This window comes from Halocatena pleomorpha (assembly GCF_003862495.1).
Lineage (GTDB): Archaea > Halobacteriota > Halobacteria > Halobacteriales > Haloarculaceae > Halocatena > Halocatena pleomorpha.
Window position 1 is genome coordinate 1 of sequence record NZ_RRCH01000038.1, and the last position, 12,221, is coordinate 12,221.

11 protein-coding genes, 2 tRNA genes and 1 pseudogene are annotated in these 12,221 nt (G+C 58.3%); 10 read left to right on the forward strand and 4 right to left on the reverse strand.

Translation table 11 applies throughout. The features are described 5' to 3' along the window. The 3 genes and pseudogenes from EIK79_RS15860 to pstB all read left to right on the forward strand — a co-directional run. On the forward strand, nucleotides 1-531 hold a 531-nt coding region (locus tag EIK79_RS15860; RefSeq protein ID WP_124956440.1), incomplete at its 5' end, for a PstC family ABC transporter permease. Continuing rightward, nucleotides 531-2,276 (forward strand): phosphate ABC transporter permease PstA, encoded by a 1,746-nt coding sequence (gene pstA / locus EIK79_RS15865; protein WP_124956443.1) that lies wholly within the window; start codon nucleotides 531-533, stop codon nucleotides 2,274-2,276. The genes EIK79_RS15860 and pstA, both read left to right, overlap by 1 nt. A gap of 191 nt (nucleotides 2,277-2,467) precedes the next feature. Then, nucleotides 2,468-3,211: pseudogene (gene pstB / locus EIK79_RS15870) on the forward strand (phosphate ABC transporter ATP-binding protein PstB); the annotation flags it as partial. Between the two features lie 14 nt (nucleotides 3,212-3,225). Here the strand turns inward: pstB and EIK79_RS15875 are convergent. Together EIK79_RS15875 and EIK79_RS15880 are read right to left on the reverse strand one after the other, a co-directional pair. Beyond that, nucleotides 3,226-3,546: a cupin domain-containing protein gene (locus EIK79_RS15875; RefSeq protein ID WP_124956447.1), complete on the reverse strand. Its 321-nt coding sequence runs from the start codon at nucleotides 3,544-3,546 to the stop codon at nucleotides 3,226-3,228. A 299-nt stretch (nucleotides 3,547-3,845) separates the two neighbouring features. Beyond that, on the reverse strand, nucleotides 3,846-4,415 hold the full coding sequence (locus EIK79_RS15880) for an IMP cyclohydrolase (RefSeq protein WP_124956449.1): 570 nt from the start codon (nucleotides 4,413-4,415) through the stop codon (nucleotides 3,846-3,848). Between the two features lie 110 nt (nucleotides 4,416-4,525). Between EIK79_RS15880 and EIK79_RS15885 the strand changes: the two genes are divergently transcribed. The 6 genes from EIK79_RS15885 to thsB all read left to right on the forward strand — a co-directional run bounded on the left by EIK79_RS15885 (nucleotide 4,526) and on the right by thsB (nucleotide 9,972). Then, nucleotides 4,526-4,598, forward strand: a tRNA-Gln gene (locus EIK79_RS15885). Between the two features lie 109 nt (nucleotides 4,599-4,707). Further along, entirely contained in the window at nucleotides 4,708-6,216 is a 1,509-nt protein-coding gene (locus EIK79_RS15890; protein WP_124956451.1) for a hypothetical protein, read from the forward strand. Nucleotides 6,217-6,372: 156 nt separating this feature from the next. Next, nucleotides 6,373-6,975: a hypothetical protein gene (locus EIK79_RS15895; protein WP_124956453.1), complete on the forward strand. Its 603-nt coding sequence runs from the start codon at nucleotides 6,373-6,375 to the stop codon at nucleotides 6,973-6,975. 133 nt (nucleotides 6,976-7,108) lie between these two features. After that, entirely contained in the window at nucleotides 7,109-7,921 is an 813-nt protein-coding gene (locus tag EIK79_RS15900; RefSeq protein ID WP_449405148.1) for a helix-turn-helix transcriptional regulator, read from the forward strand. 62 nt (nucleotides 7,922-7,983) lie between these two features. Then, nucleotides 7,984-8,064, forward strand: a tRNA-Ser gene (locus tag EIK79_RS15905). Nucleotides 8,065-8,301: 237 nt separating this feature from the next. Further along, complete coding sequence (gene thsB / locus EIK79_RS15910; protein ID WP_368276935.1) at nucleotides 8,302-9,972, forward strand: thermosome subunit beta; 1,671 nt, start codon at nucleotides 8,302-8,304, stop codon at nucleotides 9,970-9,972. A 25-nt stretch (nucleotides 9,973-9,997) separates the two neighbouring features. Here the strand turns inward: thsB and EIK79_RS15915 are convergent, their stop codons facing one another. Next, nucleotides 9,998-10,825, reverse strand: a complete 828-nt coding sequence (locus tag EIK79_RS15915; RefSeq protein WP_124956457.1) for a hypothetical protein — start codon at nucleotides 10,823-10,825, stop codon at nucleotides 9,998-10,000. Nucleotides 10,826-10,924: 99 nt separating this feature from the next. Here EIK79_RS15915 and EIK79_RS15920 point away from each other — a divergent pair, with 99 nt between their 5' ends. Beyond that, nucleotides 10,925-11,920 carry an ornithine cyclodeaminase family protein gene (locus EIK79_RS15920; RefSeq protein ID WP_124956459.1) on the forward strand — a complete coding sequence of 332 codons (996 nt, stop codon included), beginning with the start codon at nucleotides 10,925-10,927 and terminating at the stop codon, nucleotides 11,918-11,920. Between the two features lie 15 nt (nucleotides 11,921-11,935). Here the strand turns inward: EIK79_RS15920 and EIK79_RS15925 are convergent, their stop codons facing one another. Continuing rightward, on the reverse strand, nucleotides 11,936-12,139 hold the full coding sequence (locus EIK79_RS15925) for a DUF7535 family protein (protein ID WP_124956461.1): 204 nt from the start codon (nucleotides 12,137-12,139) through the stop codon (nucleotides 11,936-11,938). Nucleotides 12,140-12,221: the final 82 nt, after the last annotated feature.

The following is a 12,221-nucleotide window of genomic DNA, read 5'->3' on the forward strand; positions in this document are numbered from 1 at the left end:
TGCGCACTGGTGTACATCACGCCCGCGATCAACGCCGTCGTCCCGTTTGATCTCGCGACGTTCAACCTGTTGTCCGCGTGCATCGTCGTCGGGATCATGATCATCCCAATGGTGTCTTCGATCAGCGAGGACGCGATGAGTGCGGTGCCCGACTCGCTCCGGCAAGCAGGCTACGGTCTCGGTGCGACGAAGTTCGATGTCTCGACGAGCGTTGTCGTTCCGTCGGCTGTTTCTGGCATCGTCTCAGCGTTCATTCTCGCGCTGTCACGGGCAATCGGTGAGACGATGGCTGTCGCGATTGCCTCCGGGAGTCGGTCCGTGCTCCGAAATCCGTTGGATCCGTCGGCGTATCTCGGTCCGAACTCACCGATCACGGCCCAGATGATCAACCTCGCGCTCGGTGACATCTCCGCTCGCGGACCGGCGTACCACGCCATGTTCGCGCTCGGACTGACGCTGTTCGTCGTCACACTGCTCATGAATCTCATCAGCGATCGGATCGCCCAACGGTACAGGGAGGTGTATCAGTGATGGCAACCGACACTAACACCAACACCAACACCGAGACCGCGTCCGGCTTCGGAGAGGTGAGTCGAATCCGTGGTGTGGTGTTCAGATACGTGTTGTTGGTCGCCACGCTTTCCGGACTCGTATCTCTGGGGATGCTTCTCACCAACGTGGCGGTCGACGCGATCCGTCCGTTCAGCGCTGATCCTGGCTGGTATGCCACGTACCTCGTAGCGTTTCTGTGCCCAAGCGTGCTTGTTGGGCTGTTTCTCTACTCCAACAACCGTGACGCGTTAGCTGTCGGAGTCGAAGGGCTGTTCGTTCCGATCGCTGGGTTGTTCGGTGCCGGAACCCTGCTTTTGTTATTCGAAGCGATCGCGTTTTACGTCTGGTTCGCATGGATCGCCGCGATCGCAGTGCCGGCTCTCGTGTACGCCGGCTGTCGAGCGTTGGATCTGTCTACTCGGACGCGAACGATCGCGGTGCTTGTCATCGGCTGGATCGCGCTGCTCGGCGTTCCTGTCTCTCGGTTCGTTGCTGTGCCCGACACCCTCCCGCTGACGATCGAGTCGATCCCGTCTCACGTCTTGACCCTGTTAGTGCTCGGGATCCCGGAATACATCCAGTTCCACGTGCTGACCATCCCGAATCGGTATCTCACGTATCTGTTCACGCTCGCACTTCCGGCTGCCCTCTACATGGGTCATCGCGTGCGCCATAAAGAGAGCTGGCGTTTCGGACTGCTCACCAGCGCTCTCGTCATAATCGCCGCGCTGTCGGTCGTCTTTCAGATAGTCCTCCCCCCCGGAACGGTGCTCATTCTCGTGCTCGCGGCCGCCGTTCCGACCGCCTACTACGTGGTGATGACGATCAGACACCGGCCCGATGTCCGCATCGGATTGCTCTTTCCGGCGGTCATCGTCGTCGGTGCGCTCCTCGGTCGCGCGCTCGTCTGGCTGCTTGGAATGGACGGTCCGACGGCGTGGATCGACATGGCGTTTCTCACGAGCACCCCCTCAGGGATGCCCAAAACGACGGGAATCAACCCCGCACTCGTCGGATCGTTGTTGTTGATGGTCGTCGTGATCGCGTCGTCGTTCCCGCTGGGCGTCGGTGCGGCGGTGTATCTGGAAGAGTATGCGCCCGACACCTGGTACACGCGGTTCATCCAGCTCAACATCTCGAACCTTGCTGGCGTTCCGTCGGTCGTGTACGGCCTGCTCGGACTCGGACTGTTCATTAACCTCGGTGGCTTTAGCGGACAGACGGTGTCGATCGCTGGGACGACCGTCACGCTGTCTGGGCTGCCAGCGGGGTCCTTGCTCGCAGGTGGTCTTGCGATTTCCTTGCTCATCCTTCCCATCGTCATTATCTCCTCTCAGGAGGCGATCCGATCGGTGCCCGACTCGCTCAGACAGGCCTCATTCGGAATGGGCGCGACACAGTGGCAGACAATCAAAAACGTAGTGTTGCCGCGCTCGATCCCCGGTATTCTGACCGGGACGATCCTCGCGATCGGCCGCGCAGTCGGTGAGACTGCACCGCTGATCATGGTGCTGGCGGCGGACTTCAAGGTGACTCCGCCGACAAGCCTCTTCGATAAGACGAGCGCGCTACCGCTACAGGTGTACAACTGGGCGTTTCTGCCCGACGAGGCGTTCCGTCACGGCGTGCTCGCGGCGGGCGTCGTGACCATGATCGTGGTATTGCTGTCAATCAACTCGATCGCGATCGTCGTTCGTAACAAGTACGAAACTGAACAACAATGACCGACGAGACCGTAACAACTGACGAATCGGTATCGACTGAGAGCGAAATCACGCCCGAAATCGATCCAGATCCGGCGTCGGCATCGGATTTAGAGTCCGATCAGCCGTCGGCCGCTACGACATCCACCGATCGTAACGGAACGACCGAGTCTGCTGGATTCAACACAACGGAGTCGTCTGTCGGGGAGGCGATCATCGAAGCGCGCGACATCAACGTCTGGTATGACGACGTGCAAGCGCTCACCGACATCACCATGGACATTCCCGAACAGGGGGTGACGGCGATGATCGGTCCGTCTGGATGTGGGAAGTCGACGTTCCTGCGGTGTATTAACCGGATGAACGATCTCATCGACGCTGCGCGAGTCGACGGAGATCTCAGCCTTGCCGGAAAGAACGTGTACGATTCCGATGTCGATCCGGTTGCGCTGCGACGCCGGGTCGGGATGGTGTTCCAGAAACCCAACCCGTTCCCAAAGAGCATCTACGACAACGTCGCCTACGGACTGAAGATTCAGGATGTCGACGGCGATCACGACGAGATCGTCGAGAACGCGCTCCGGAAGGCGGCGTTGTGGGACGAAGTATCCGGGCGATTGGATGAGAGTGGACTCGAACTTTCCGGCGGTCAACAACAGCGGCTCTGCATCGCGCGGGCGATCGCGCCCGATCCGGAGGTGCTTCTCATGGACGAACCGGCGAGCGCGCTTGATCCCGTCGCAACGTCCCAGATCGAGGATCTCATCGACTCGTTAGCCGAAGAGTACACCGTCGTCATCGTCACCCACAACATGCAACAGGCCGCGCGAATCTCCGATAAGACGGCCGTGTTTCTCACGGGTGGCGAACTCGTGGAATTCGACGACACGCAGAAGATCTTCGAAAACCCGGACAACCAGCGCGTTGAGGACTACATCACCGGCAAGTTCGGGTGATCGGTCGGTCAGGTTCAGGGCGCACCCGCGAGGACGAACGTGCTTTCGGTGTCGCCGTTTTGAATCTGTCGCGTCGTATCAGGTGAGAGACGAAGCGCGTCCCCCGATTCTAGCGCGATTTCCTCACCGTCGGCCACGATGGTCGCGTTGCCGTCGAGAAGTAGATACACTTCTTCCTCGCCCTGTTCGCCGTGATCGTGTTCCTTTCCGGTCCAGCCCGGCTCACACTCGACGACAGTCAGACCGAGCTGTTCACAGCCCAACGGCTCCCTGAGAAAGTGCATCGCGTCGCCAACCGGCTCCACGTCGTGATAGTTGACTTTGTCTACAGACATGTAGAGCAATTACGTCCACACAGCCAAAAACACTCCTGATGAACCCGCTTCGACGACCAATCTCTCCAGAGTCAACAATAGTCCTCTATACTGCTCTTAGCGAGAGTTACATGGCGCGCACGCCAATGGTCAGTTGGCGCGTGCCACCAGCCGATTCGACCACCGAAGATCCGTGTTCAGTCACCTCCGGATTGTCGTGTTACCACGCTCTGTGGTTCATTCGGTACACTCCCCTGTATGACGTGTCTACACGAACGTGGATCCACGCTTGGGATCGGAGACTGGTCACCACGCGCCAGTTAGTCGTTTACGACAGCTGTTTCGATAGCCCCATCGACGGTGACGCCGGCGGCACAGACGGGATGCTCGAATTCGTGGGAGTACACGCCGCGGGCTGCTTCCGTGGCTGTTTCGGCGTCGAACGCGAATGGCTCAGGGCTGTCTCGTTCGTACGTTGCGACGATCGTTGGAGTGTCAACCTCCTGTACGAGGAGTGCGTCAGCCCGGACTGTCCCGACGTACGCTGCTTTTGCTCCGACGACGCCAGCGATACGTGGCGTGTTGTAGTCATCTTTCTCGTAATCAAGCGCCAGCAGCGCCGCAGCCAACCCATCGCGGGCTGGATACCCCCGCTCTAGCTTCTCAGCAATCGGATCGACGTGCGAACCATTCCCGAGAACAACCCTGTTTCCGACCTGCTGCAGACAGTTGTACGCGATGTAGGGGTTGTCCGTCTCCGGTGCCGACGCTGTGGGACCGACGGTCAGCGTTCCGTCCCGATCGGTTATCTTCCGATGGGGGAACGAACGAGAGGAGACACGGTACGCACCGATACCGGGCGCGACGACGATGAAGCGTCCGACGTACATGCTCGCCCGTCGCTTGCTAACGGGCATATAGCTGGCGATACCCCGCCGGTAACTCGATTCGCCTTCGCAACACTCATTAGGATGTATCGAATACCACTGCATGACGAGACAGTCCCATGGGGTAGTGGCCAATCCTTCCGCCTTCTGGGGGCCGAGACCCAGGTTCGAATCCTGGTGGGACTATCCATCTTTTCCATTCGATCAGTTTGATACTGTCAATAGATAGACTGGTAGCCCTGCCACAAATCCGTGCTACCGCACAGTTGAAAACCCCAGATGACATGGTGAGAGTATGTCCACACCGGATCTCGCGGATCGTGTTGCCGAGTTGCTGTCGGTGGATCACGACGAGTTCATAGCTCGTGTTGAACGGGAAACCGAGTGGTTGAAAGGAGAGATACGGGATGGGACCTTCGACAACCCACAGGGAATTGTCGGTCTCGAATACGAGTTTTACGGTGTCGATGACGAGACCGACGCGTTGAAACGAGTTCCGCGTCGGCTACTCGACTACATCGGATTCGAAAAGGAACTCGGATTGCATAATGCGGAGATGCAAACCACGCCACAGCCGCTGTCGACGTACGGACTGGCCGCTCAGGAGGCGGAAGTGCAAGCTCGACTCGACGCGGCGTTGCGCGAGACGAAATCGTCTGGGATCCGCCTTGTAAGCGATGGGATGTGGACGATCCCCCCAGTCGGAGAGAGCGCTACGGGGTATCTCACGGGAAGCGTCGTCGACAACGACATTCGCATTGCGACGAACATGAGCGGTTCCGAACGTTACCACGCGATGGCGAATGTGGAATTCGGTGCGGAGTTGTCCTTGGACGCTCCCCACGTCACGGTGTCGGCCGACACCGTGATGTCTGAGAGTCTCATCACTTCGGTGCAACCCCACTACCAGGTCTCTCACGCGCCCGATCTTCCGACGTACTTTCAGTACGCGCTCCGGATCGCCGGGCCGTTGCTCGCGCTCGGTGTGAACTCGCCGTTTTTCCCGCCGGAACTGTACGACGACGATGTCGATATCCAAACCATCCTCGACGACGGCTGGATGGAAAACCGGATTCCGGTTTTCGAGTCGATTCTCAATCCCCCACAACAGCCCAAAGTCTGCTTTCCCGAGGACATCGATTCCGTCGAGACGGCGATCGACCGGATCGTGGACGACCGTACCGTCGTTCCGATGCTGTTCGACGGATCGGATCGCTTTGGCGATCAGTTCGCCCACTTCCGACACAAACACGGTACGTACTGGCGGTGGGTTCGCCCCGTCTTCGACGGTCCGACGAAATCACACGCCAACGCCCGCATCGAGTTCCGTCCGCTTCCCGGACAGCCGACGGTTCGAGACGTGATCTGTCTTCAGGCGATGTACGCAGGCCTCCTCGAAAGCCTCGCAAAGCGTGAACACCCCGTGAAACAGCTCTCGTGGGATGCGAGCGAAGAGAACTTCTATACAGCCGCTCAGGACGGACTCTCGGGATCGTTCCAGTGGCTCACTGCCGATGGTGTCGAGACAACCGATAAAGCGATCATCTACGAGGAACTGTTCGACTACGCCCGGGATGGGCTGTCGTTGCGAGGACTGACGCGCCGAGAGATTGATCGATACATCGCGCCACTGGAAGAACGGTATCAAAAGGGCGTCACGCCCGCTCGGTGGAAACACGACCGGGTCAGAAACGCAGTCGATTCGGGAACGCCGTTCGTCGAGGCCGTTTGGGAGATGCAGACCGAGTACATCGAACGACAGGAGCAGACGCTCATCGAGGGCCGCTTTGTGGATTGGCTGTAGCGCGCGTACGCTGCTCACTCCTTGAGCGATCTACTCACTACATGAGAAATTCACTCAATCCCTAGCTATTTCTGTACCACAGTACATGAATCGGTAACGGTTGCAGGACGTTTTCGACCAGCGAGATAATAAGATTCTGACGAATACCGGTTGACAATGACACCGCCTCCCGGTCCGACTGATGGACAGACCGACGAACGAATCAGTACACTCGATGATGACCGATCACACGTCCTCATTGAAAGCGGCTGTCTCCGTGAATTCGCCGCTCATATCCTCAATCGGTCGGAAGACGCGGTATCGAACGCTGAGATCGACGTTCGTCAAACGGCGTTCGAACCCTTAGAAACCGCTGAAATCGTCCAACAACTCCCCAACTACGACCAACTTGCCGCAGTCGTTGAGGCACGCAACGGCTGCCGGCTGACCGTCCCTCGGTGTACGTTGACTGCCGTCGTCGATGTCGCTGAACGAACGTGGGAACTCCTCGCGTTCGAGATCGCGTATCCCCAAACGAGCACCGTGTACTCGATTCTTGGCCGCAGGATCGATCGAGCGGTTGACTCCGTGGCAACCATTATCGATCCGACACCGAACGCGACACGAGCCGACACGGCGGTTCTTTACGATATCACGACCGATCAACTCGATCCGATTCCGATTTCCCTTGAAGCTCCCCTTCTCCCGTCCGATCGGTGTTCTGAACAACACACTACCGACGTGGGCTATCACGTCGCTATCGACTGGTTCCTTTCATAATCAAGCAGTCACACTGGGGAGCAAATGTTACTAGAATAGTAATTATATGGTCCTATAGATCATTTATCAATTTGTCGATTGGATGTGGTTATGTATCAATAAATTTTTTGTTGCTTGCTCAAAGATCCTTCGTATGCCATCCACCTCAGACATTGCCGAAATACTACGAAAAAGATATGACTGGCTTCCGCACTTAAGCGAATCTACTCTCACGAAGCCGGAGTTGTGTAATCGAATAGATGTTTCTCGCTCGACCGTCGATAGGGGCATGTCTGGGTTGGAATCGGCTAACATCGTCGACCGAACTACTGATGGCTATCGTCTGACAGCGTTCGGTGAACTCTTGTCTCAGCTCCGGAAATCGTACCTGCGTTCGCTGGAGACGATCCATCGCGCCCAAGCGATGCAGACACCCTTGCCGATCGACCAGTACGGTGAGAAGATCCTCTTCGACGGCGGCAATGTCGTTCTTCCGGAGCCGCACCTCCCGGAGAAACCCACACGACGGATCCTTTCGTTGATCACTGACTCCTGTGCAGTGTACGGGTTCACCCCAGTTATTCACGATCAGTACATCTCTACCAGCTACGAACAGGTGATGATGCACGATTTGGAGTTCGAGTTTCTCATCACGTCCCAGATCTTTGATGGACTCGTTTCATTGTATTCTGAATGGCTCATCAACGCGTTCCAGCGGGACGCGTTCGTGATCTATGAATGCCAACAGCTCCCTCCCTTCGGGCTCGCCATTTTCGAACGGAAATCGGACGGCTCCCACACGGTCGTATTGGCCCTGTACGCCGACAACGGGCTGAGTGGGATCATCGAAAACGACACCAGACGAGCCGTTGGGTGGGCAAAGCAACTGTATCGTGATTATCGGGCGGCAGCCACCCACATCGACACCGATCACGTCAGGAAAACGCTCGACAGTGAGCAACCGTGACACCCCGGCGCGTCCGTGGATAACGAAAAAGATTAACGGGCGGTCAAACTACAGTCACACGGGCCGGGATGGCCGAGTGGTAAGGCGCACGCCTGGAAAGCGTGTTCCCTCTGGGATCCAGGGTTCAAATCCCTGTCCCGGCGCTTTCATTCGTCTCGTTTTCTCGCGTTGTGATCCGCCATCGATGGGTTACTCGCATATAAATCTGCTAGCGCAGCGGACTCTCTGTTGGTGTGATTGCTGTTCGTACGACACACTTGAGCGTTGTGTGCTCGCTGTTTCCTGTGGTTTGAACGGAGACGCCCCTGTGCCGTGTGTTACCCTATTGCTTCCTGAACCACATACATTTATATAGAATCGCAAACAACGACTGACTGATCATGAGTCAGCAAATGGGTCAGCCGATGGTTATCCTCGGTGACGATGCTCAACGGGTCAAGGACCGCGATGCACAGTCACACAACATCGCTGCCGCGCGAGCGGTGTCTGAAGCCGTTCGATCGACACTCGGACCGAAAGGAATGGACAAGATGCTCGTCTCCTCGATGGGTGATGTGACCGTCACGAACGACGGCGTCACGATCCTTCAGGAGATGGACATCGACAATCCGACGGCGGAGATGATCATCGAGGTGGCCGAAACCCAAGAGGACGAGGCGGGCGACGGCACGACAACGGCGGTAGCGATCGCTGGTGAACTGTTGAAAAAGGCCGAGGATCTGATCGAACAGGACATCCATCCGACGGCTGTGATCCGCGGGTTCAACATGGCGAGCGAACAGGCTCGGGCGGAGATCGACGAGATTTCCACGGGCGTCGACACCACTGACGAGGAGCTACTGCGAAAGGTAGCCGAGACGTCGATGACCGGCAAGGGTGCGGAACTCAATAAGGAACTACTCAGTCAGCTCATCGTCGACGCCGTCGGTGCCGTAACGGTCGAAAGCGACGACGGTGAGAACATCGTCGATCTCGATTACGTGAACATCGAGACACAGACCGGCAGCTCCGCGGGCGCGTCCGAGTTGCTCGATGGGGCCGTTATCAGCAAGGATCCGGTTCATCCGGACATGCCGAGCGATGTCGAGGACGCGGATATCCTACTCATCGACGAGCCAGTTGAGGTCGACGAGGCCGATGTCGACACTCAACTCAGCGTCGACAGCCCCGACCAACTCCAGCAGTTCCTCGACAAGGAGGAAGCGCAGCTCAAAGAGAAGGTCGAGCAGATCGTCGATTCGGGCGCGAACGTCGTCTTCTGTCAGAAGGGCATCGACGACATGGCCCAGCACTACCTTGCCAAAGAAGGTATCCTCGCGGCGCGCCGCGTGAAGAAGTCCGACATCGGCTTCCTCAAGGAACTCACGGGCGCGCGAATCGTGAGCAACCTCGATACCGCCAACGAAGCGGATCTCGGCTCGGCATCGATCCGTCGTGACGATGATGACGAGCTGTTCTACGTTGAGGGCGACAACGAAGCGTCACACGGCGTGACGCTGTTGCTCCGCGGCTCGACCGAGCACGTCGCTGACGAACTCGAACGCGGACTCACCGACGCGCTGGATGTCGTCTCACAGACCGTCGCTGACGGGCGGGTGCTCGCCGGCGGCGGCGCGATCGAAGTCGAACTCGCAAGCCGACTCCGTGACTACGCTGACAGCGTCAGTGGGCGCGAACAGCTCGCTGTCGAGGCGTTCGCGGATTCGATCGAACTCATCCCACGAGTGCTCGCTGAGAACGCCGGTATCGATCCCATCGACACGCTGGTCGATCTCCGCTCGGCTCACGAGGATGGCGACGCTAACGCCGGGCTGAACGTCTTCGGTGGCGACATCGAGGACACGTTCGAGGGTGGCGTTGTCGAACCGGCCCACGCCAAAGAACAGGCCCTAGCGAGCGCTTCCGAGGCCGCTAACCTCGTGCTCAAGATCGACGACATCATCTCCGCTGGTGATCTCTCCACCGAGGGCGAAGAGGACGGCGGTCCCGGTGGTGCCCCCGGCGGCATGGGCGGCATGGGCGGCATGGGTGGCATGGGCGGCGCGATGTAACACCGCACCCTCACTGTCTGCTCTCTCACTGTCGATATCGTTCCGTCGTTTCGTTTTCCGTGGCACGCGCTGCTTCATCTATCCACGCCGGCCGCTTCGGTGGAGTGGTGTCTCTGTGGAACCGAACGGTCGTAACGATCTTGGCAGTCGTGGTCTCGTTTCGCTGTCGCCGTTCGTATTCGTACCCGCGGATGAATCCGTGCTCATCGATCACTGCGGACAGATTACTTTCCTGTATTGTCATATAGGCACTGGAGAATCCCGATTGCTCATCATTCTGTCGTGTTCCTTGAAGCAGATACCGATCCGGAGATCCGTCGTCCAATATCGGCTCGACCGACACGTTCGACGCCTTCTGCAGCAGCGATTTAATGCCCATTGTCAGCCGTCTGTTGGATCGCTCTTGGGGCAAACTCTCCCGTGTCCCGTTGTAGTGACGGTACGTATTCGTCCCGTTCTGCGTGCTGTTCGAGTAAAACCCCGTTTCGTTCGTCCACATCTCGCGTGTCCCATTAGATGGAGTGTGCTTCGAGACGGTGGAGACAGCCATTCGATCCGAAGCGATGCGAATGGTGGTGTTCGACCGTCCGACTGTCCGATTGTTCACCACGATCCGATACGTCGAGTTGATCGCGACCGATCGGTTCGCAAGCGCCTCCCGATGGGCGTCGATCAACGTTTGCACGCTGCTGATCCCGCTTTCCGTCACACCCGGCGGCAGCCCTTCACCCTCGTCGGTCGGCACCTGGGCGGGCGTGACGGTCACGGGATCCGAGTCCGATCCGATCGCTGGAAGCCCGCTACAACCCGCCAGAACGACCGTGACAAGCACGACCGGTACGAGTGTTCTCATACTTCTCATTCATACAATGTTATAATAAGTCTTATGTGACATCAGTCGCGCTTCTTTCGATTCAGATGGGTTTAGTATGCCCGCGCAAAACTTGCCGTCATGGAGACGCTACTCTTGGACCACGAGGCTGTCGAGGCGAACGCTCCGATGGCGGACGTGACCAGCGCGGTATCGGACGCATTCGCCGCCTACGAGCGGGGCAACGCCCAGATGCCAGCGAAGTCCTACATCGAGTTGGACCGGTACAACGGTGATTTTCGATCGATGCCCGCGTATCTGGACGCCGGAGAGTGGGACGCAGCCGGTATCAAATGGGTGAACGTCCATCCTGAAAACGCCCAGAAGTACGACCTGCCGACCGTGTTAGGGACGATGATCTACTCTGATCCGACAAACGCGTTTCCGTTAGCGATCATGGACGGCACGGCGCTGACGCGACTCCGGACAGGTGCAGCGGCCGCGGTCGCCACCGACCACCTCGCTGTCGAGGACGCCACCAGTCTCGGTATCGTCGGCGCAGGGGTGCAATCGTACACCCAGTTGGAGGCCATCGCCGCGGTGCGGCCGATCAAGGAAGTCGTGATCAGCGATCTCGATGAGGAGCGCGTCGAGCGCTTCATCGACCGATACAGCGATGAGTTCGAGGTGACAGCCGGCTCTGTGGCCGACGCTGCTGCCTGTGACGTGCTCTCGACAGTTACCCCTGTCACTGAGCCGATCATCGATCGATCGATGGTGAGCGACCACACCCACATTAACGCGATCGGCGCGGACGCGCCCGGGAAACACGAACTCGGGGATCAACTGCTCGCGGAGTCGACACTCGTCATCGACGACTTCGAACAGACGACCCACTCCGGCGAGATCAACGTTCCTTGGAGTGCAGGCGTGTTGACTGACGACGATATTCACGCGGCGCTCGGTGAGATCGTCGTTGGCGACGCCACCGGGCGGACAGCAGACACTGGTTTCACCGTCTTCGACAGCACAGGGTTGGCCATTCAGGATGTCGCCGCCGCGCACGTGGTTTATGGGCGCGCACAGGCGGAGGAGAACGGGACGCCCGTCTCTCTCGTTGACACGACGGTTCGGTGAGATCTCGCTTACGGGTCATTCGCGGCGTCGGCTGGTTGCGCGGTTCGTGAGCCGGCCGACAACCCAGATGAGGATCAAAAACGGTGACAAGGGAATGAGTAACACGACCAGTCCGAGAAAGATCACCCAGCCGATCACGTCCATCTCTCGATCCGGACGGCCGAAATACTCCGGCGTCACGGTAGGGGCGCCTGTTTCGCTTTCTTCGTCGGTGCTCATAGTTGTAACTAGTACGCCAACAGATAAAACGTTCCCTCAAACGCGGTACGCGGACTGGGTGGCTTCGACCCAGTGACCGTGA